General features: G+C 75.0%; 11 protein-coding genes. 6 read left to right on the forward strand and 5 right to left on the reverse strand.

The annotated features are described in order from the left end of the window. Window positions 1-24: 24 nt before the first annotated feature. On the reverse strand, window positions 25-7,899 hold the full coding sequence (locus FJK98_RS34665; protein ID WP_168222472.1) for a type I polyketide synthase: 7,875 nt from the start codon (window positions 7,897-7,899) through the stop codon (window positions 25-27). Between the two features lie 833 nt (window positions 7,900-8,732). Here FJK98_RS34665 and FJK98_RS14650 point away from each other — a divergent pair. Both FJK98_RS14650 and FJK98_RS14655 read left to right on the forward strand, forming a co-directional pair. After that, window positions 8,733-9,665 carry a sulfite exporter TauE/SafE family protein gene (locus FJK98_RS14650; RefSeq protein ID WP_370517083.1) on the forward strand — a complete coding sequence of 311 codons (933 nt, stop codon included), beginning with the start codon at window positions 8,733-8,735 and terminating at the stop codon, window positions 9,663-9,665. A 178-nt stretch (window positions 9,666-9,843) separates the two neighbouring features. Beyond that, window positions 9,844-10,683 carry a fumarylacetoacetate hydrolase family protein gene (locus FJK98_RS14655; RefSeq protein WP_145919509.1) on the forward strand — a complete coding sequence of 280 codons (840 nt, stop codon included), beginning with the start codon at window positions 9,844-9,846 and terminating at the stop codon, window positions 10,681-10,683. Between the two features lie 87 nt (window positions 10,684-10,770). On the opposite strand, the gene FJK98_RS14660 is transcribed toward FJK98_RS14655, so the two are convergent. Continuing rightward, window positions 10,771-11,508: an SDR family NAD(P)-dependent oxidoreductase gene (locus FJK98_RS14660; protein ID WP_145919510.1), complete on the reverse strand. Its 738-nt coding sequence runs from the start codon at window positions 11,506-11,508 to the stop codon at window positions 10,771-10,773. 219 nt (window positions 11,509-11,727) lie between these two features. Between FJK98_RS14660 and FJK98_RS14665 the strand changes: the two genes are divergently transcribed. Genes FJK98_RS14665 through FJK98_RS14680 form a run of 4 tightly spaced genes read left to right on the forward strand, consistent with a single transcriptional unit; the run spans window position 11,728 to window position 16,001 of the window. Then, window positions 11,728-12,414: a (Fe-S)-binding protein gene (locus FJK98_RS14665; RefSeq protein WP_145922762.1), complete on the forward strand. Its 687-nt coding sequence runs from the start codon at window positions 11,728-11,730 to the stop codon at window positions 12,412-12,414. Next, complete coding sequence (locus FJK98_RS14670; protein WP_145919511.1) at window positions 12,411-13,853, forward strand: lactate utilization protein B; 1,443 nt, start codon at window positions 12,411-12,413, stop codon at window positions 13,851-13,853. Before FJK98_RS14665 ends, FJK98_RS14670 begins: the two co-directional genes overlap by 4 nt. Then, on the forward strand, window positions 13,843-14,364 hold the full coding sequence (locus FJK98_RS14675) for an LUD domain-containing protein (protein WP_145919512.1): 522 nt from the start codon (window positions 13,843-13,845) through the stop codon (window positions 14,362-14,364). Before FJK98_RS14670 ends, FJK98_RS14675 begins: the two co-directional genes overlap by 11 nt. 53 nt (window positions 14,365-14,417) lie before the next feature. Further along, entirely contained in the window at window positions 14,418-16,001 is a 1,584-nt protein-coding gene (locus FJK98_RS14680) for a DUF4139 domain-containing protein (RefSeq protein WP_145919513.1), read from the forward strand. A 7-nt stretch (window positions 16,002-16,008) separates the two neighbouring features. Here FJK98_RS14680 and FJK98_RS14685 read toward each other — a convergent pair whose 3' ends face one another. The 3 genes from FJK98_RS14685 to FJK98_RS14695 form a co-directional block, all read right to left on the reverse strand. After that, window positions 16,009-17,541 carry a polysaccharide deacetylase family protein gene (locus tag FJK98_RS14685; protein WP_145919514.1) on the reverse strand — a complete coding sequence of 511 codons (1,533 nt, stop codon included), beginning with the start codon at window positions 17,539-17,541 and terminating at the stop codon, window positions 16,009-16,011. A 112-nt stretch (window positions 17,542-17,653) separates the two neighbouring features. After that, the gene (locus FJK98_RS14690; protein ID WP_145919515.1) at window positions 17,654-19,030 is read right to left on the reverse strand and encodes a glycosyltransferase; all 1,377 of its coding nucleotides are present in this window, start codon (window positions 19,028-19,030) and stop codon (window positions 17,654-17,656) included. Between the two features lies 1 nt (window position 19,031). Next, complete coding sequence (locus tag FJK98_RS14695) at window positions 19,032-20,393, reverse strand: nucleotide sugar dehydrogenase (protein ID WP_145919516.1); 1,362 nt, start codon at window positions 20,391-20,393, stop codon at window positions 19,032-19,034. Window positions 20,394-20,510 lie beyond the last annotated feature (117 nt).

Consider the following 20,510-nt stretch of genomic DNA (forward strand, 5'->3'; position numbering starts at 1 on the left):
GGGCGGGACGGCACATCGACGCCCTCACCACCCGGAGGCGGTGTAGACGACCGAGGTGACCGACGCGTCGGCCCAGGCCAGCTCGCGCAGCAGGGCCAGCGCGCCCTCCTCCGGGTCGATCAGGCCGATGCCGCGCCGGGCGTACTCCCGGCTCAGCTCGGCGGTGACCATGCCGCCGTGGCCGACGCCGGGCGCCCACGGGCCCCAGTGGACGGTCACGGTGCGTACCCCGGTCCGGGCCGCGTACCGGGTGCCGATGGCGTCCAGGGCGTCGTTGGCCGCCGCGTAGTCGGCCTGTCCCCGGTTGCCGTAGGCGGCGGCGATGCTGCCGAAGAAGACCAGGAACCGCGGCGCGCCGGGCAGCGCGTCGAGGCCCGCCAGCAGCCCCCGGGCCCCGTCGACCTTGGTGTCGAAGACCCGGGTGAACGACGCCGGGTCCTTCTCGGCGATCAGCTTGTCCTCGATGATCCCGGCGGCGTAGACCACCCCGTCGAGGCGGCCGTACTCGGCGTGGATCGCGGCCAGCAGCACCCGGGTCGCCGCCACGTCCCGGACGTCCAGGGCGTGGTAGCGGACCTCCCCACCCAGCTCGGTCAGCTCGGCGATCGTCGCGGTCACCTCCCGGGCCGCCAGGACGGCCTGGGCGGTGCGGGAGATCTCGGCCGGCGAGGACAGGCCCCGCCGGGCCAGCACACCGACCAGCGCGGCGCGGTCGGTGGCGGCGGCCAGCTCCGGGTCCTCCGGGCCGGACGGCAACGGGGTACGGCCGACCAGCTCGATGCGGCAGCCGCTGGCCGAGGCGAGCGCCCGGGCGAACCACGGGGTGATGCCCCGCGCCCCACCGATCAGCACCACCACCGAGTCGCGTTCCAACCCGATCGCGGCGGCCTCGGACACCCCGTCGCCGGCCGGCCCGGCACCCCCGGCGGCCAGCGCGCCCAGCTCGACCGGGACCAGGTCGGCGACGTAGCGCTCGTCGCCACGCCGGGCGACCACCGGGGCGTCGGCGGCGGTGAGCAGCTCGTCGAGCAGCTGCCGGGCCAGCACCTCCGGCGTCGCCGCCGGGTCCACCGCCACGAACCGGGCGGTCAGCCCCGGGTACTCGCGGGCGATCGTGCGGAACAGGCCGGGCATGCCGTCGGCCGCGCCGGCGACGTCCTGCGCCCCGGCGGCGAGCAGCCAGCGCGGCCCGGCGGCCAGGGCCCGCTGCAACAGCGGGAACACGGCGGGCAGCAGCGGCTCGTCGAGGTTGGTCAGCCCGTCGAGCACCAGCACCCCGTCGAAGCCCTGGTCGGCCTGCTCGCTGTCGAGCACCCCCAGCTGGCCGCCGGCGCCGTGCGCGCCGAGCAGCTCCGCCAGGTACGCCCCGACCGGTCCGCCGCCGGTGATCAGGAACCGCATCCCGGCGAGCGTGCCCGGGTCGACGCGCTGTCCGGGCTGGACGCTCTCCCGGGCGACCAGCCGCTTCGGCGCGATCCCCACCCCGACCTCGGTCGGCGCGGGCGGCGCGGCGGGTGCGGCGGCCGGCGCGGCGACGCTCGCCGGCGGGGCGGCGGGCACGGCGGCCGGTGGGGCGACCGTCACCGTGGCGGTGACGGTGGCGTTCATCTTCTGGTCGAGCCAGGTGACCATGGCGCGGACGGTGCGGGCCTTGACGAGGTCTTCGAGTTCGCTTTCGTCGCCTTCGACGCTGAGGGAGAGGCGTTGGGCGACTTCGCCGGCGACCTCGGCGCGTTTGATGGAGTCGATGGAGAGGTCGGCTTCGAGGTCGAGGTCGAGTTCGATGAGGTCGACGGGGTAGCCGGTGCGCTCGCTGATCACGGTGAGGATCGCCTGCTGGAACTCCGCGAGGCTGGCCCCGGCGGGCACGGCCACGGCGGCCGGCGCGGCGGCCGGTGCGGCCACGGCCGACGGTGCCACCGCCGGGGCCGGGGCGAGCGCCAGCGGGCCGGTCGTGCTGGCCGAGACGTGGATGGTGCCGCTCATCTTCTGGTCGAGCCAGGTGACCATGGCGCGGACGGTGCGGGCCTTGACGAGGTCTTCGAGTTCGCTTTCGTCGCCTTCGACGCTGAGGGAGAGGCGTTGGGCGACTTCGCCGGCGACCTCGGCGCGTTTGATGGAGTCGATGGAGAGGTCGGCTTCGAGGTCGAGGTCGGGCTCGATGAGGTCGACGGGGTAGCCGGTGCGCTCGCTGATCACCGCCAGGATCGCCTGCTGGAAGTCCGCGGCGGTGACGCCGATCTGGTCGCCGGAGGGCAGCGCGGCGGTCAGGGTGGCGGTGGTGGTGACGGTGCCGCTTATCTTCTCGTCGAGCCAGGTGACCATGGCGCGGACGGTGCGGGCCTTGACGAGGTCTTCGAGTTCGCTTTCGTCGCCTTCGACGCTGAGGGAGAGGCGTTGGGCGACTTCGCCGGCGACCTCGGCGCGTTTGATGGAGTCGATGGAGAGGTCGGCTTCGAGGTCGAGGTCGAGTTCGATGAGGTCGACGGGGTAGCCGGTGCGCTCGCTGATCACCGCCAGGATCGCCTGCTGGAACTCGGCGATGCCCGGCCCGGCCGGCGCGACGACCGGGGCGGCGACCGCGGCGACCGGGGCGGGGGCGACGACGGGACCGCCGACCGCGGGGGAGACCGGCATGACGTCCGGGGTGACCGGCCGGGGCCGGGCGACCGTCGGCGCCGGGGCGATGGCCAGCGCCGTGCCGCCGTTCGACCCGGCCACGGTGGGGGCCGGTGCGGGGCGTGGGGCGACGGCGGGCGTCGGGGCCGGAGCCGGCGCGGGAGCGGCGGCGGGCAGCGACCGGGGGGCCGGGGCGGGCGTCGGCGTGGGCGCCGGCCCGGCGTACCCCTCGACCCGGTACGTCCCGGTGGGCTCCCCGGACGGCCGGCTGCCCCCGTCCCCGGGGTCACCGAGGAAGGCGAGCATCACGTCCCGCTGGGTGGCGATCATCTCCCGCGTGGTGCGCAGGTACTCGCTGAGCAGCTCGCCCCGGATGTCCCGGACGGTGGCCGGCGCGGGCTCGTCGACGGTCCGGACGTCCCGGACGGTCGACGGTGCGGGGCCGCTGACGGTGCCGGTGGCGGCGCCGGGGGTGGTGGCGGTGCCATTGGCAGGGGTCATCGACAACTCCTTGATCCGTCGGGGAGGGGTCATGCCACCGGGAAGACAGTTGCCGTGCTGGTCCCGGACGAGTTGGCCGTCGACCGTCCAGAGCGGACGACGGGTCGGTGCGGTGCTGGCGGTGCCGTCCGCGACCCGGCCGTGGAACAGCCAGTCGGTGCGGACCGGGGTGCCGGCGCAGGCGAGTTCGGCGACCGAGATCAGGAACCCGCGCAGGCCGTCGGCCGGGCCGCGTTCGCAGGCGACCGTCCGGTGCGGCCGGTCGCCGAGCACCGCCTGCACCAGCCGGCTGAGCACCTGGCCGGGGCCCACCTCGACGAACAGCCGGGCGCCGGCGGCGTACATGGCCTCGATCTGCTCGACGAAGCGCACCGGCGCGCCGATCTGCTCGGCGAGGTGGTGGCGGACCTGGTCGGCGTCGCCGGAGTAGGGGGCGGCGGTCAGGTTCGACCAGACCGGGATGCGCGGTTCGGCGATCGACCGGGTGGCGAGCACCTCGGCGAAGGTCTCCACCGCGCCGGCCACCACCGGGCTGTGGAAGGCGCAGGCCACCGGGATGGCCCGGGCCGACAGGCCGGCCTCCTTGAGCGCGACCACCGCCGCCCGCACCTTCGCCGTCGGGCCGGAGACCACCACCTGCTGCGGGGCGTTCCGGTTGGCCAGCACCACCTCGCTGGTCAGGCCGGCCCCGGCGAGCACCTGGGCGACCTGCTCGGCGCTGGCGGTGACCGCCGCCATGGTGCCCGGGTCCTCGCCGCAGGCGTCGAGGATGGCCGCCGCCCGCTGCCGGCTCAGGTCGAGCAGGGTGGCCGCGTCGAACGCCCCGGCGACGCAGAGCCCGACGAGTTCGCCGTAGCTGTGGCCGGCGGTCATGTCGGGTCGTACGCCGAGGCGGCGCAGCAGGTGGTCCACGGCGAGGCCGCCGATGCCGAGCACCGGCTGGGCGGTACGGGTGTCGCGGACCCGGTCCTCCTGGGCGCGGCGGGAGTCCTGGTCGAACGCGGTCGGCGGGAAGAGCAGCTCGGCGGCGGCCTTGTCGAGTTCGAGGTAGTGCCGCAGCTCGGGGAAGGTGACGAAGAGTTCCCCGAGGGCGCCGGGGCGTTGGCTGCCCTGGCCGGGGAAGAGGAACGCCACCTGGCCCGGCCCGACCGGGTCGACGCCGGTCGGCTGGACCAGGCCCCGGGCCGGGTCGTGCTCGCCGGCCAGCGCCCGGTGCAGCAGGGTCTCCAGTTCGGTCAGGTCACGGGCGACCACCGCGACCTGGGTCGTCCCAGGCCGGTTGGCGGCCCTGGCGGCGACCGACGCGGCCAGCTCGGCCAGCCGTCCCGCCCGGTTGCCGGCCCCGTCGGCGGCCACGCTCTCCAGCAGCTGCCGGACGGCCTGGTGGGCGGCGGCCCGGTCGGTGCCCCGGAAGCAGAACAGCTCGGCCGGCCAGATCCGTTGCGCGTGCCGGGGCTCCGGCGCGTTGGGGTAGGCGCTGAGCACGACGTGGAAGTTGGTGCCGCCGAAGCCGAACGCGCTGACCCCGGCGATCCGCTCGGCGGCCGGCGCGGGCCACGGGCGGGCCTCGGTGAAGAACGCGAACGGGCTCTGCTGCGGGTGCCAGGCCGGGTTGGGCCGTTCCAGGTGGATGGTGGGCGGTCGGACGCCGTGGTAGAGGGCGAGCGTCGCCTTGATCAGGCCGGCCAGCCCGGCGGCGCACTTGGTGTGCCCGATCTGGGACTTCACCGAGCCGAGGGCGCAGCTGCCCGGCTCGGCGCCGGCCTCGACGAACATCCGGGTCAGCGTCTCCAGTTCGGTGCGGTCGCCGACCACCGTGCCGGTGCCGTGCGCCTCCACCAGCCCGACCTCCCGGGGGGAGATGCCGGTGCGGTGGTAGGCCCGGTCCAGGGCCCGCCGCTGCCCGTCGGGGCGCGGCGCGGTCAGGCCGAGGGCCCGCCCGTCGCTGGCCCCGCCGAGCCCCTTGATCACGCCGTAGATCCGGTCACCGTCGCGTTCGGCGTCGGCCAACCGCTTGAGGACGACGCACGCGACGCCCTCGCCGAGGGCGATCCCGTCACCGGTGCTGTCGAAGGGGCGGGACCGGCCGGTGGGGGACAGCGCGTGCGCCGAGGTGAACATCAGGTAGTCGTTGACCCCGTTGTGCAGGTCGGCTCCGCCGCAGATCATCAGGTCGCTGTCGCCGGCGACCAGTTCCTTGCAGGCGGCGTCCATCGCGGCCAGGGACGACGCGCAGGCCGCGTCGATGGTGTAGTTCGGCCCGCCCAGGTCGAGCCGGTTGGCGACCCGGCCGGCGATCACGTTGGCCAGCACGCCGGGGAAGCTGTCCTCGGTGACCGTGGGCAGCAGCTCCTGCATCTGCTCGGGGACCTCGCCGAGGTACGCCGGGAGCATGGTGCGCAGGGTCTGCGCGTGTCCCATGTCGCTGCCGGCCTCCGCGCCGAACACCACCCCGGTCCGGGCGTGGTCCGCGCCGGGTGCGTCGTACGGGTAGCCGGCGTCGACCAGCGCCCGGTGGGAGACCTCCAGGGCGAGCAGCTGGGTCGGGTCGATGCTGCTCAACGCGGCCGGGGGGATGCCGTAGCCGATGGCGTCGAACGGGACCGGCTCGATGAACCCGCCCCACTTGGAGACGCTGATCCGGCCGGTCTGCCCCGGCCCGACCTCGGGGGCGTAGTAGTGCTCGGTGTCCCAGCGTTGCGCCGGGACCTCGGTGACGGTGTCGACGCCGCTGAGCACGGTACGCCAGAAGCTGTCCAGGTCGGGGGAGCCGGGCAGCATGCAGGCCATCCCGACGATGGCGATGTCCAGCGGCGCGGGCGGCTCCTCGATCTCGACGGCCGGCGGCGCGAGCCGGGCCCGCAGCGCGTCGAGCCGGTCGGCGTGGAAGCCGCGTACCCCGGTGGTGACGTCGTCGTGCAGCTCGGCGACGGTGGTGGCGCGGTCGCGCAGCACGGCGACCTGGCCGGCCATGAACAGCCCGTCGCTGGCCTGGACGATCTCGTCGACGGTCTCGACGACGTCGCCGGAGCGGCGCAGGCCCTTGCTGGCGATCCGCAGCCGGCCGACGTTGAGCAGCTCCAACTGCTCCCACACCTCGCGGTTCTCCACCCCGGCGCCCTCCAGCTGGACGCGCAGCTGGTGGAAGTCGTCGACGAACGGGGTGTGCAGGCAGCGGGTGGCGTGCCCGGGGGCGGTCTCCAGCAGCGCGGTGTGCTCCGCGGTGAGCGCCTCACGCTGGAACAACGGCTGGACCGCGCCGTGGGTCACTGCCTCGGTGGTGAACAGGTAGGCGGTGCCCATCAGCACGCCGACCCGCCCGCCCCGGCGGGCCAGTGGCGCGGCCATCGTGGCCACCATCGCCGCCGAGCGGGCGTCGTGCACCCCACCGGCGAAGAAGATCTGGAGCTGGGCGCCGGCGGCGGGGTCGGTGTCGAGGTATTCGTCGAGCACCGCCAGTTGGGCCTCCCACAGCGGGAAGCTCGCCCGGGGTCCGACGTGCCCGCCGCACTCGGCGCCCTCGAAGATGAACTTGCGCGCGCCGGAGCGTAGGAACTGGCGCAGCAGGCCGGGGGAGGGCACGTGCAGGAAGGTGCTGATCCCCTGCTCCTCCAGGGCGCGGGCCTGCGGTGGCCGGCCGCCGGCGATGATCGCGCAGGCGGGCCGGATCTCCCGGATGACCTCCAGTTGGGCGGCGCGCAGCTCCTCGGGGGCGAAGCCGAGCACCCCGACGCCCCACGGGCGGTCGCCGAGCTGGGCGGCGGTCTCGGTGAGCATCCGGCGGCACTGGTCGGCCGAGTTGAGGGCGAGCGCGATGAACGGCAACGCGCCGCCGTCGGCGACGGCGGCGGCGAAGGAGGCCTCGTCGCTGACCCGGGTCATCGGGCCCTGGGCGACGGGCACCCGTACCCCGAGGGCCTCGGCCAGGGGGGCGTGCGGCTGGAGCAGGTCGGCGGCGTCGGGGCCGTCGACGGCGTCGAGCATCGCCGCGCGCATTCCGCGTACGGCGGTGGCGGTGTCGGGCCAGCGGTCGGCGAAGGCCGCCGCCAGCCAACCGTCCTGGCCGACGGGGAGCAGTTCGCTGTCGCCCTGGTGCGGGCCGCCCCGGCGGATGCCGCGTTCGCCGTCGCGCAGCACGGTCTCCGAGCCGTCCATCCGCCTGATGACGGCCTGCACGTCGGCCGGCAGTTCCGACTCGGGCATCAGGGCGAGCTGGGTGTCCAGCACGACGCCGGCCGCGCCACCGACCAGGCAGGCCCCGGCGGTCCGTGGGCCGATCCCGCCGGCCACCCAGACCGGCAGGTCGAGGGTGCCGTCGGCGACGAGCTGCTGGAGCAGGACGAAGGAGCTGAGTTCGCCGACCCGGCCGCCGCCCTCCATGCCGCGGGCGATCAGCCCGTGCGCGCCGGCCGCCGCCGCGGCGTGGGCCTCCGCCCGGCTGGTCACCTCCACCAGCACCCGGTGGTGCCCGGTGATCTCGGCCAGCGGCCACGGGCTCGTCGGCTCGACCACGATCAGGTCCACCCGGCCGGCGGCGGCGTGTTCCACGTCGGCGGGGGTGGCCCGGCAGCCGGCCGGGACCCGGATGCCGATCGGGGCGGGCGACCAGCTCGCGGCGCGGGCGAGCGCCCGCAGCGACCAGTCGTCGCCGGTGGCCAGGTCGATGATGCCGCGCCCCCCACCGGCTGCGGTGGCGGCCGTGATCCGTGGGCCGGGCTCCAGGACGCCGACGGGGTTGACGACCAGGATCAGGTCACGCGTGTACGGTGCGCTACTCATCGGGCTCCCACTTCGGTCGCGAACGATCGCGTGCTGACTAGGGGATCTGCCGGCAGAGGGCCGGCGAGCGCGGTGCTGATTTGCCGCAGTCAATGTCGCGCTGCGTCACAATCTAACGTCGCCCAGTTACAGCCCGGTTAAATCCAACGATCAACGGGCTTGGGTTGAAGATTTCCTACCAAGGCTACCGGATATGCCGTCGGGCTAAGCAGGCACGATGTTCGTCGATGCAACGTCGCTGCCACCAGATCGTGGCACCGATGCTTGTCCAGTCATTTGCGGTTTTATTTCCAAACTGTTTTCTGGCAACCGCGAAGTCCCTGGTAGTGGAGATCGATCCTTCCCGTATCCCACTATGTGGAACGGGTCTTGCCATCGATTGCGGTGTACATCAAAGATCCGTATCGGTATTCATGCCGTCATTACCCATCGATTAGCTGTGGCATTCGTGAGGCGAGGTGGGATTGGTTTCGATCTTTAAACTCCCTGGTGGGACGCGGATTGATTGCCGACGGCGCGTGCGTCCCACCCGCCGCCGCTGACCTCGGCGGTGACCGCCGACCGGGCGACGAAGCCCTGCAGGCGTCACCGATAACGGCTCTGGGCTGGCAAGACGCCACCCCATGACGACGGTTGACGTACTCCCTTAACGAACGTTTCATGCGCTGTCCGCCGGGTGGTCGTACCCACCGGCGGCACGCGATCTGCGGGGGCGATTCCTCCGGCAGCACCGACCTCTGCACAGGCCGCGACCAGCCGGGACGGCCGTCACCGCGACGGTGGTCCGCCCCGGCCGGGCAGGCCTTCCCAATTCCCCTTCCGGATCGGCGGTAATTGTGCGTAGCCTGCTTCTTCTTGCCCTCGTCGGCCTCGGTGCACAACTGGTCGACGGCAGTCTCGGGATGGCGTACGGCGTGACATCCACCACATTGTTGCTGGCGCTCAACACAGGTGCGGCGAGCGCTTCGGCGACAGTCCACCTGGCCGAGATCGGCACCACCCTCGTCTCCGGCGCCGCCCACTGGCGGTTCGGCAACGTCGACTGGACGGTGGTCCGCCGGGTCGGTGTGCCGGGCGCCATCGGGGCGTTCGCCGGGGCGACCTTCCTGTCCAGCCTGTCGACCGCGACCGCGGCCCCGATCATGTCGCTGATCCTGCTCACCCTCGGTCTCTACGTGCTGATCCGGTTCACCGTCGCCGGCCTGCCCCGCGACCGGGTCGGCCTGCCCCTGCGCAAGCGCTTCCTCGGCCCGCTGGGGCTCGTCGCCGGCTTCGTCGACGCGACCGGGGGCGGCGGCTGGGGGCCGGTCGGCACCCCGGCGATCCTGGCCAGCGGCCGACTGGAACCCCGCCGGGTGATCGGCTCGATCGACACCAGCGAGTTCCTGGTGGCGGTCGCCGCCAGCCTGGGCTTCCTGGTCGGCATCGGCTCGGAGAACATCAACTTCGGCTGGGTGGGCGCGCTGCTGCTCGGCGGCATGATCGCCGCGCCGATCGCCGCCTGGCTGGTGCGCCTGGTCCCGCCACGGGTGCTCGGCTCCGCCGTCGGCGGGGTCATCGTGTTGACCAACATCCGGACCCTGCTGCGCAGCGAGTGGATCGGCGCCCCGGACGCCGTCCGGTACGCCTGCTACCTGGTCGTCGCGGTGCTCTGGGCGGCGGCGGTGACCTGGTCGCTGCGCCGGCACCTGGCCGACCGGCAGGCCACTCCGGTCGCCGTCGGGCCGGAGAGCGGTGCCGGGGAGCCCGCCACCACGTCGAGCTGACCGGTCGGCCGGCGACCGCCGGACCCGCGCGGCAGCGGGTCCGGCAGCCGCCGGCCCGAGCCCTCCCGTCACGGTGCCGCAGCGCGGGTGCGCTGCGGCACCGTGACGGGTGTGGTTCTGGGTGATCTACCATCCTGGATGGCGTCGACGCCGTGCCGGATCGTGGAGAGGCCATCGGATGAAGCTGATGCGGGTCGGCCCGGCCGGCGCGGAACGGCCGGTGCTGTACGCCGACGGCCGGCACCACGACCTGTCCGCGCTCACCCCCGACATCGACGGCGCGTTCTTCGCCTCCGGCGGCCCCGACCGGGTCCGGGCGGCCCGCGACCTGCCGGAGCTGGACGTCACCGGGCTGCGGGTCGGCCCGCCGGTGGCCCGGCCCGGTGTGGTGCTCTGCGTCGGGCAGAACTACGCCGCGCACGCCGCCGAGTCCGGCGTCGCCCCGCCCGAGACGCCGATAGTCTTCTACAAGGCACCCAACACCGTGGTCGGCCCGTACGACGAGGTGCTGGTGCCCCGGGGCGCCACCGCCACCGACTGGGAGGTGGAGCTGGCCGTGGTCATCGGCCGGCGGGCCCGCTACCTGGAGTCGCCCGCGCAGAGCCTGGCCCACGTCGCCGGCTACCTGGTCGCCAACGACGTGTCCGAACGCGACTTCCAGCTGCGCGACTCCGGTGGCCAGTGGTCCAAGGGGAAGTCCTGCGAGACGTTCCAGCCGCTCGGCCCGTGGCTGGTCACCCCGGACGAGATCCCCGACGTGCAGGATCTCGGGTTGCGCTCCTGGGTCAACGGCGAGCCCCGGCAGGACTCCCGCACCGCAGACATGATCTTCGACGTGGCATACCTGATCTGGCACCTGTCGCAGTACACGGTCCTCGACCCGGGCGACGTGATCAACACCGGTACGCCGGAGGGGGTCGCCCTGTCCGGCCGGTTCCCCTACCTGCGTCCCGGTGACGTGGTCGAGGTCGAGGTGGACGGCCTGGGCCGGCAGCGGGTCACGATGGCGGCGGCCTGACCGCCGGCCGGGGCGCCGCTGCCGGCGTTCCCCGTCGGGTCGGCACCGGCCCGACCGCCGCCCGGGTGGCCGCGCCGCCCGCCCGGGTCAGCGGACCAGCCGCAGGCCGGACATGCCGCCGTCGACGGCCAGCGCGGTGCCGGTGGTCGCCCCGGAGACCGGGGAGGCGAGGAACGCCACCGCCTGGGCGACCTCGTCGGCGGTGACCAGCCGGCCGGTGGGCTGCCGGGCGGCCAGCCGACGTTTCTCCGTGGCCGGGTCCTGCGCTCCGGCGAGCAGCCGGGCCACCCACGGGGTGTCCACCGTGCCCGGCGCCACCGTGCACACCCGGATGCCGTCGCCCACCAGGTCGGCGGCCATCGCCAGGCTGAGCGCGTGCACCGCGCCCTTGGTGGCCGAGTAGACGGCCCGGTCGACCAGGCCCGCCGTCGCGGCGATCGAGGTGATGCTGACGATGGCGGCGCTGGTCGAGCGGCGCAGGTGCGGCAGGGCCGCCCGGCAGGCGCGGGCCACCCCGACGACGTTGACGTCCAGACACCGGTGCCACTCGGCGTCGTCGGCGGCCTCCACCGCACCGACCGCGCTGACCGCCGCACAGTTGACCAGCACGTCGAGACCGCCCAGGGTCGCCGCGACCCGGTCCATGGTCTGCTCCAGCGGGGCGGTGACGTCGGCGGTGAGCCGCAGGTGCGCCCCACCGGCACCGGGGTCGCGGTCGAGCACGGCGACCCGCGCCCCGCGTACGGCCAGCAGGTCGGCGACCGCCGCGCCGATGCCCGAGCCACCCCCGGTCACGGCGGCCACCAGGCCGTGGAAATCCGTCATCTCGGCACCTCGTCGACGGGCGGTGGGGGCCGGGGGACGCCCACCCGCGCCCGACGCCCACCGGGCCGGCACGCCGCGACGACCGACGGGCCGCCGGCCCGCCCCGCCGGTGCGCAGGATGCCGCACCCCGCGCCGACTGCATAGATCATATAGAATCCGTCAATCACGTCCCGGCCGTGCGAGGGGGCATGGCAAGGTGGCGTGGCGAGGGGGACACGGTGCGCATCGCGTTGTTCGTCACCTGCCTCAACGACGCGTTCTTCCCCCGGGTCGGCATCGCCACCGTGACCCTGCTGGAGCGGCTCGGCCACACCGTGACCTTCCCCGCCGGGCAGAGCTGCTGCGGCCAGTTGCACGCCAACACCGGCCACCGGGCCCCGGCCCGCGACCTGGAACGGCACACCGAGGCGGTGTTCGCCGGCCACGACGTCGTCGTCTCGCCGTCCGGCTCCTGCGTGGCCCACCTGCGGGCGCACACCCGGCTGCCCGTGCACGAGCTGTCCGAGCTGCTGGTGGACGTGCTCGCGGTGACCGACGTGGGGGCGCGCTTCCCGTACCGGGTCACCTACCACCCGACCTGCCACGGGCTGCGGATGCTGCGGCTGGGCGACCGGCCGCTGCGGCTGCTCGCCGCCGTGCGCGACCTGGAACTGCTGGCGCTGCCCGAGCCGGAGCAGTGCTGCGGCTTCGGCGGCACCTTCGCGTTGAAGAACGCCGCCGTCTCCGGGGCGATGCTCGCCGACAAGTGCGCCCACGCGGTCGCCACCGGCGCCGACTACCTGGCCGCCGCCGACAGCTCCTGCCTGGCCCACATCGGCGGTGGCCTGGCCCGCCGACCCGACGCCCCGCGACCCGTCCACTACGCCGAGATCCTCGCCGCCACCGGGCCGGGGGCGACCGGATGACGCCCCCGCAGGGCCGGCACCTGCCCATCGTGGCGGCCACCCCGTTCCCCCGGGCGGCGGCCGGCGCGCTGCGCGACGCCCAGCTCCGGGCCACCCTGGGCCGGGCCACCCGCACCATCCGGGACAAGCGGGCCGCCGTGGTGGCCGAGGTGCCCGACTGGGAACGGCTGCGCGAGCGGGCGGCCCGGGTCAAGGACGACGTCATCGACCGGCTACCCGAGCTGGTGGACCGGTTCGCGCGGGCGGCCACCGCCGCCGGGGCGACGGTGCACCACGCCACGGACGCCGCCGCCGCCAACGCGGTGGTCACCGAGCTGGTCCGGGCGCAGGGCGTCGACCGGGTGGTGAAGGTCAAGTCGATGGCGACCCAGGAGATCGGCCTCAACGAGGCGCTCGCGGCGGCCGGCGTCACGGCGGTGGAGACCGACCTGGCCGAGCTGATCGTGCAACTCGCCGACGACACCCCGTCGCACATCCTGGTGCCGGCGATCCACTATCACCGGGGGCAGATCCGCGAGCTGTTCGCCCGCCGGATGCCCGGCTTCACCGCCGACTCGGACGACCCGGCGGTGCTGGCCGGTGCCGCCCGGGAGTACCTGCGGCGGACCTTCCTGTCGGCCCGGGTCGCCATCTGCGGGGCCAACTTCGCGGTGGCGGAGACCGGCTCCCTGGTGGTCGTCGAGTCCGAGGGCAACGGGCGGATGTGCCTGACCCTGCCGGACACCCTGATCGCCGTGGTCGGGGTCGAGAAGCTGCTGCCCCGCTTCACCGACCTCGGTGACTTCCTGCGGCTGCTGCCGCGCTCGTCGACCGGCGAGCGGATGAACCCGTACACCTCGATCGTCACCGGGGTGACCCCCGGCGACGGGCCGCGTCGGCTGCACGTCGTGCTGCTGGACAACGGTCGCCGCCGGATCGCGGCGGACCCGGTGGGGCGGGCGGCGTTGCGCTGCATCCGCTGCTCGGCCTGCCTGAACGTGTGCCCGGTGTACGAGCGGGTCGGCGGCCACGCGTACGGCTCGGTCTATCCCGGCCCGATCGGCGCGATCCTGTCGCCCCAGCTCACCGGGCAGGACGCCGGCCACAACGCGACCCTGCCGTACGCCTCGACGCTCTGCGGGGCCTGCTACGACGTCTGCCCCGTCAAGATCGATATTCCGGCGATCCTGGTGCACCTGCGCCAGACGGGGCCGAAGCCGGCAGCCGAACGCGCGGTGATGGCGTGGCTCGCCTGGACGATGCGCGACCGCCGGCGGTGGCGGGCGGCGCTGCGCACGGCCCGCGCCGGCGGCCGGCCGTTGCGGGTGCTGAGCCGGCGGCACGGCGGGCGGCTACGCCGGGCCCCCTGGCCACTGTCGGCCTGGACGACACACCGCGACGCCCCGCTGCCGGCCCCGGAGTCCTTCCGCGACTGGTGGAGCCGCACCCATGACTCCTGAACTGTGCGCGCTGTTCGCCGCGCGGGCCGGCGACTACCGCGCCGGGGTGCACCCCTGCACCGCCACGGAACTGCCCGACCTGCTCGCCACCCTGCTCGCCGGGGCGACCGCCGTGGTGCTGCCGCCCGGGACGCCGGCACAGTGGACCAGCCGGCTCGGCCCGCCCACCCTCCCCGGCGACACGCTCACCGCCACCGACCTGGACGCGCCCGGTCTGGCCGTGCTCACCGGCTGCGCGCTCGCCGTCGCCGAGACCGGCACCCTGGTCCTCGACGGGGGCCCGGCGCAGGGCCGCCGCCTGCTGACCCTGGTCCCCGACCACCACGTCTGCGTGGTCCGGGCCGCGCAGATCGTGGCCGACGTGCCCGACCTGGTCCGCGCCCTGCCCGACCCCACCCGCCCGCTCACGATGATCTCCGGCCCGTCCGCGACCAGCGACATCGAGCTGAGCCGGGTGGAGGGCGTGCACGGCCCGCGTCGCCTCGACATCGTCTGCCTCCCAGCGGCGTAGCCGGCCCACCCGTCGTTCCGGCCGGCGTGCGCGCCCCGGCTACCCTCGCCGCCGTGGACGCTGTGGAGATCGAAGCACCCGTGGTCGCCGTCACCGTGTATCCGGACCGGGCCCGGGTCACCCGCCGGGCGAGCATCCGGCTGGCCGCCGGTGAGCACCGGCTCCGGATCGCCCCGCTGCCGCTGCGGCTGCGCCGGGACTCGCTGCGCACCGGCGGCGGAGGCGCGGCCACCGTCCTCGGCGTGGAGGTGAGCACCTGGCGGCAGGCCCGCAGCACCGACGGTCAGGTCGACGCGCTCACCCGGCGGGCCCGGGAACTGGCCGACGAACTCGCCGAGATCGACGACGCCGCCGAGGTCGAGACGCAGCGGCAACAGTTCCTGACCCGGCTGGCCGAGCGGGCCGGCGGCACGTACGCCCGCACGCTGGCCGCCGGTGACGCCGCCCCGGCCGACGTGACGTCCTTCGCCGACGCGGTCGCCGCCCAGCTCACCGACTCCCACCGCCGCCGACGCGGGCTGGCCCGGCGGCGCACCGAGCTGACCGAGGAACTGTCGGCCGTGCAGCGGCAGCTGGCCGACGCGGGCGGCAAGCGGCAACCGGACCGGCTGGCCGCCGACGTGACGGTGGCGGTGGACGCCGACGACACCACCGTGGACCTGGAGCTGACCTACCTGGTCGACGGGGCGCGCTGGCAGTCCTCCTACGACCTGCGGCTGGTCGGGGACGCCATGACGGTCACCTGGTCCGCCCTGGTCACCCAGGACACCGGCGAGGACTGGCCGGAGTGCGCGCTGCAGCTCTCCACCGCCCGACCGGCGGCGACCGCCGGCGTACCGGAACTGTCGCCCTGGTACCTCGACCGGGTCCGGCCGGTGCCGGTGGCGCGGGCGGCGGCGAGCTTCGGTGCGCCGCCACCGCCCGCGCCGGGCGCGGCCCCGGCCGGCGGCGGTGGGGCGGCCCGTGCGGGCGAGCCACGCCCGGTGGTGCGCGACAGCGTCGCCGAGGTCGAGCAGGGCGTCACCGCCGCGACCTACCGGCCGGCCCGCCCGGTGGCGGTGCCCGCCGACGGCAGCGCCTACCGGGCCGTCATCGCCGTGCTGGACCTGCCGGTCCGCCTCGACCACGTGACCGTGCCGCTGCGGGCCGCCGAGGCGCACCTGCGGGCGACGGTCCGCAACACCTCCACGCACACCCTGCTGCCCGGCCCGGCGGCGGTGTTCCACGACGCCGACTTCGTCGCCACCACCCGCCTGCCGACCTGGGCGCCCGGCGAGGAGACCGAGGTGGCGCTCGGGGTGGACGACCGGGTCCGGGTGGAACGCGAGCTGACCCGGCGCTCCGACACCCGGGCCGCGCTCGGCTCCACCCGGCGGCGGGACGTGGAGTACCGGATCAGCGTGGCCAACCACACCCCGCGACCGGCGACGGTGGAGGTCCGCGACCAGCTGCCGGTCTCCCGCGACGAGGCGGTGACCGTCCGGGAGGCCACCGTCGTCCCGCCGCCGGACGAGCGCACCGAGCTGGGCGAGCTGACCTGGCGGCTGCGGCTCGGGCCGGGGGAGGGCGGCGACATCACCCTCGGATTCCGGGTCGAACTCGGCAAGGGCGTCGAGCTGGCCGGCTGGCGGGAGTGACCGCCGCTCACCCGGCGGCGGTCACCGCCAGGGTGGCGACCGACGGGTGGGCGCGTCCCTCGGTGTCGTCGATCGCCACCGCCAACCCGCCGGTGGCCCCCGGCCCGGTGGGGGTGGACACCCGCAGGGCCGGGCCGCCGTCGACCCGGGCCACCGTCACGCCGTCGCGCACGGTGACCGTGACCCGGTGGGTGGCGGCCGGGTCCACGGTGGCCTCGGCGACCACCGTGCCGGCGCGCAGCACCGCCACCCGGCCGTGGGTCACCCGTACCGCGACCGTGGCGTCGCCGTTCACCCCGACCAGCAGGGTCACCGTGCCGCCGTCGGCGCGCAGGCCGCGCACCGTGGCGTCGGCCGTGTAACCGGTCCAGTCCGCGCTGGCGTACGCGAGCAGGGTGCCGTAGGCGCGGCGTGGGCTGTCGGCGGGGAACCGGCCACCGGTCAGCGGGGACAGCTCGGTCATCGGCTCGCCGTGCTGGTCACGCCAGTCCCAGGCGCGGGCGAACGGGTCGGTCACCACGGCGGGCACGGCCGTGCGCTCGACGACGGCGCTGACCAGTTCGGCGGTGGTGGTCCGGGCGTACACCTCGGCCCGCTCGACCTGCCCGTCGGCCGCCGACCGGCGGCTGCTCGGCTGCGGGGCGAGCGACTTGTTGGTCAGCGCGGCGACGAACCGCGCGGCGATCAGGTCGCGGCTGAACGCGGCGGCCTGCGGGTCGGTCGTCGCGTCCCCGATCTCGGAGAACGGGTACGCGAACAGTCGCGGCCGGGGCAGGCCGTGGGCGGTGAACGCGGCGAACATCGCGTCGAGGTCGGCGGTCAACCGCTGCCGGTAGGCGGCCAGGCTCTCCTTCGTGCCGGTGTCCGGCTCCCAGCGCCGGTGGGTCAGCGGGGAGCCGAGCCGCCCCGGTGCGGTCTGCACCCGGGTGTGCAGGTCGTGGGTGTGCGCCTGGAAGTCCCACCGGCCGGAGCGGCGCATCCGGTCGATCTCCGCCCAGCTCAGGTAGTACGGCCGGTGGGTGCCCACCTGCCCGGTGATCAGATAGGAGGCGGCCACCATCCGGTGCCGTTTCAGGATCGGGTCGGCGTACGCCCACAGCCCCCGGGTGCCGTCGTCGAAGGTGAGGTAGACCGACCGGGGCGGGACGCTGCCACCGCGCAGGTAGTCGACGTACTGGGCCGAGGAGATCGTCCGGTAGCCGGCGGTGCGCAGCGCGGTGAGCTGGGCGTCGAACGCCTCCGGGGTGACCACGTAGTGCTCCCGGCCGGTCGGCTCGGTCGCCGCCGGGTCGTCGCCGTGCGGCCGGATGTCGTGGTAGGCGACCACCACCGGAGCGGCCCGTTCCGGCAGCCGCCCGGCCGTCTCGGTGAAGCGGCGCAGGTCGGCGGGGTCGACCCGGGTGACCGGGGTGTCGTGCTGCCCGCTGACGTGGCGTCGCAGGTCGTCGAGATACCAGGACACGCCGAAGGGCGCCGCCACCACCAGCAGGGTGACCAGCGACAGCAGCCCGCCGAGCGCGCGCGGCCAGAGCCGGCTCACCGGAGCACCTCACCCCGGGTGAACACCACCGCGTAGAGCAGCACCAGCGCCGCCACCCCGGCGAGGGCGAGCGCCACCCGGGCCAGCCCGGCCAGCAACCGCCGCCCGGCGTTCACACCGTGCTCCGGGACCACACGCCACGCCGGATCGTCCCCACCGACCAGGGCAGCAGCCAGGACAGCACGGTCGCCGAGAGCACGCTCATCAGCGGCCGGTACGCCCAGCGCGGGTCGCCCGGGTTGTCCAGCCGGTAGGCCAGCCCCCACGCGGTGCCCTTGAGCAGCACCCCGCACAGGTAGAGCAGCGGCACCGCCCACCAGCCGCGCAGCGGCGCCCAGACCAGGTGGGAGAAGGCCATCGCCGGGGCCAGCGCCACCCACAGCGCGTGCCCGTAGTAGAGCGCGGCCGGGCCGGCGCCCCGCCGCCACATGAACGTGCCGGTGAAGAACAGGTTCCGCACGTAGCTCTTCTTCCAGCGGGTCTGCTGGCGCAGGAACGGCCGCAGCCGGGCCGGCACGGTGGTCCACACCTTCGCCGAACGGACGTAGCCGACCCGCCAGGCGCGCGGCGGATGGTCCTCGTCGCGGACGAACGGCGAGTCGGCGAAGCGCGCCTTGAGCCGGTCGCCGATCCAGCGTTGCCCCAGCACGTAGCCGGTGAGCTGCCGGTCGGTGGCGAACCGGAACTCGCCGCCGAGGAACCGGTCGGCCGCCCAGGCGGGCAGGTAGTTGAGCACCGCCTCCCGCCGGAACACCGCCAGCGGGCCGGAGACACAGGTGACCGCCCCGAACGACGCCTCGGCCGCCTTGGAAACCCGGAACTGGCCCTCGTACCAGACGTCCTGCACCCGGCTGAGCAGCGACTCGTCGGGGTTGAGCGCGCGGGCGTGGCCGCTGACCGCGCCGAGGTCCGGTCGACGCAGCAGCGCCTCGACGCAGCGTCCCACCGCGTCCGGGGCGAGCACGCAGTCGGAGTCGGTGAAGGCGAGCACCTCACCGGTGGCGTGCCGGGCGGCGTGCACCAGGGCCCGCTTCTTGCCGACGTTGCGGGGCAGGTGCAGCACGGTGACCGGGAGTTCGGCGGCGAGCCGGTCGAGCACCTCGGCGGTGCCGTCGGTGGAGCCGTCGTCGACCACGATCACCTGCAACGGGCGGTGCTCGCTGCCGGTCATCGACCGGACGCACGCCTCGATGCCGTCGGCCTCGTCCTTCACCGCCACCAGCAGGCTGACCGTCGGGGACGGCGGCAGCGGCGGGAACGCGGCGGCGTGCCGGGGCTGCGCCGGGGCCTCGGCGGGGTCGACGTACCGGGCGTAGGCCAGGTAGAACACGCCGACGGTGGCGGTGAGCACGGCGAAGCCGTAGAACGCCAGCAGCGGGGCGTACGGCAGTTGGGGCAGCTGGCGGGCCAGCAGCACGATCAGCGGGAGCAGCGCGAGCACGGTGAGCAGCCGACGCAGGCCGCGCCGGACCGGGGCGGTCACCGGCATCTCAGACGACCTCCCGCCGGGGCAGCCCGGCCAGCCGGTAGGTGGCGTCGAGCACCATCGGCTGCCCGCGCAGCCACGCCTCGTCCAGGCCGGACTGGCGGGTGTGCACGACCACCAGGTCCCACTCCCGGTCGGCCGGGTCGGCGACCCGGTGCAGGGTCTGGCCGTCGGGGGTGCGGACCGTGTCGACGAGGTCGTCGACGAAGCCGACCTGCGCGCCGGCCCGGACCAGCTCACCGATGATCTCCAGCGCCGGGGACTCCCGGACGTCGGCGACCCCCGGCTTGTAGGTCACCCCGGCGAGCAGCACCCGGGCCCCGAGCAGGGGACGGCCCGCCCCGGCGAGCAGCTCCCGGACCCGTTCGACGACCCGGCGGGGGCGGGCGGCGATCCCCCGCATCGCGGTCTCGATCAGGGGCGCCTCCCGGCGCTGGCCACGGACCTGCCAGAGCAGGTAGTGCGGGTCGCACGGGATGCAGTGCCCGCCCACCCCCGGGCCGGGCTGGAAGGCCATGAACCCGTACGGCTTGGTGTCCGCCCCGTCGATCACCTCGGTGACGTCCAGGTGCAGGTCCCGGCAGAGGTCGGCGAACTCGTTGGCCAGGGCGATGTTCACCGCCCGGAAGGTGTTCTCCAGCAGCTTGGTCATCTCGGCGGCCTCGGGCGAGCCGAGCCGGTGCACCAGCGGGGTGATCCGGGCCAGCGCGGCGGCGGCCCGCGCGGTGCAGTCCGGGGTGGTGCCGCCGACCACCCGGGGGGTGAGTTCCTGCCGGTGCCGGTCGTTGCCGGGGTCGACCCGTTCCGGGGCGAACGCCACGAAGACCTCCTGCCCGACCCGCAGGCCCCGGGCGGCCAGCGGCGCGACCAGCAGCTCGCGGGTGGTGCCGACGTAGCTGGTGGAGGTGAGCACGATGGTCTGGCCGGGGCGGGCGTGGGCGACCACCGCCGCGCAGGCCGCCCGCAGGGCGGTGAGGTCCGGCGCGAGATGCCGGTCCACCGGCGTCGGCACGCAGATCAGCACCGTGTCGGCGTCGGCGATCTCGCTGAGCGCGGTGGTGAGGCGCAGCGCCGGGTCGCTGGCCCGCAGCGTCTCGCGGAGCCGCTCCCGGTCGTCGTCGAGCAGGTCGGCCCGGCCGGCCCGGATGTCGTCGAGCCGGTCCGGGGAGATGTCCACCCCGGTCACCCGGGCGCCGCTGGCGACCAGGGCCAGGCTGGTCGGCAGGCCCACGTACCCGAGGCCCACCACGGCGGTGCGGGCCCCGGGGCTGGCGGCGACGGCGGCGGCCGGCTCCGGCAGGGTGGCGGGGGAGGCGGGCGCGCTGGTCGGGACGTCGGCCCGGGCGGCGGGCAGGAGCTGCGACATGGTCGGTGGCCCTCACGGAAGGTGAACGGGGATGACCCCAGAGTGCCGATCCGGCCGCCCCGCCGGCTGTCCGTCGAACAGCCGCCCGACAGCAGAAAGGCTACGGTGGGTCACTGT

Source organism: Micromonospora sp. HM134 (assembly GCF_007833915.1).
In the GTDB taxonomy this organism is placed as follows: domain Bacteria; phylum Actinomycetota; class Actinomycetes; order Mycobacteriales; family Micromonosporaceae; genus Micromonospora; species Micromonospora wenchangensis.

What these genes read in the sequence shown, in the direction of transcription:
- FJK98_RS14655 (WP_145919509.1), top strand. Translation starts at nt 9,844, where the DNA reads ATGAAGCTGATGCGGGTCGGCCCGGCCGGCGCGGAACGGCCGGTGCTG.
- FJK98_RS14660 (WP_145919510.1), bottom strand. Translation starts at nt 11,508, where the DNA reads ATGACGGATTTCCACGGCCTGGTGGCCGCCGTGACCGGGGGTGGCTCG.
- FJK98_RS34665 (WP_168222472.1), bottom strand. Translation starts at nt 7,899, where the DNA reads ATGAGTAGCGCACCGTACACGCGTGACCTGATCCTGGTCGTCAACCCC.
- FJK98_RS14675 (WP_145919512.1), top strand. Translation starts at nt 13,843, where the DNA reads ATGACTCCTGAACTGTGCGCGCTGTTCGCCGCGCGGGCCGGCGACTAC.
- FJK98_RS14690 (WP_145919515.1), bottom strand. Translation starts at nt 19,030, where the DNA reads ATGCCGGTGACCGCCCCGGTCCGGCGCGGCCTGCGTCGGCTGCTCACC.
- FJK98_RS14695 (WP_145919516.1), bottom strand. Translation starts at nt 20,393, where the DNA reads ATGTCGCAGCTCCTGCCCGCCGCCCGGGCCGACGTCCCGACCAGCGCG.
- FJK98_RS14670 (WP_145919511.1), top strand. Translation starts at nt 12,411, where the DNA reads ATGACGCCCCCGCAGGGCCGGCACCTGCCCATCGTGGCGGCCACCCCG.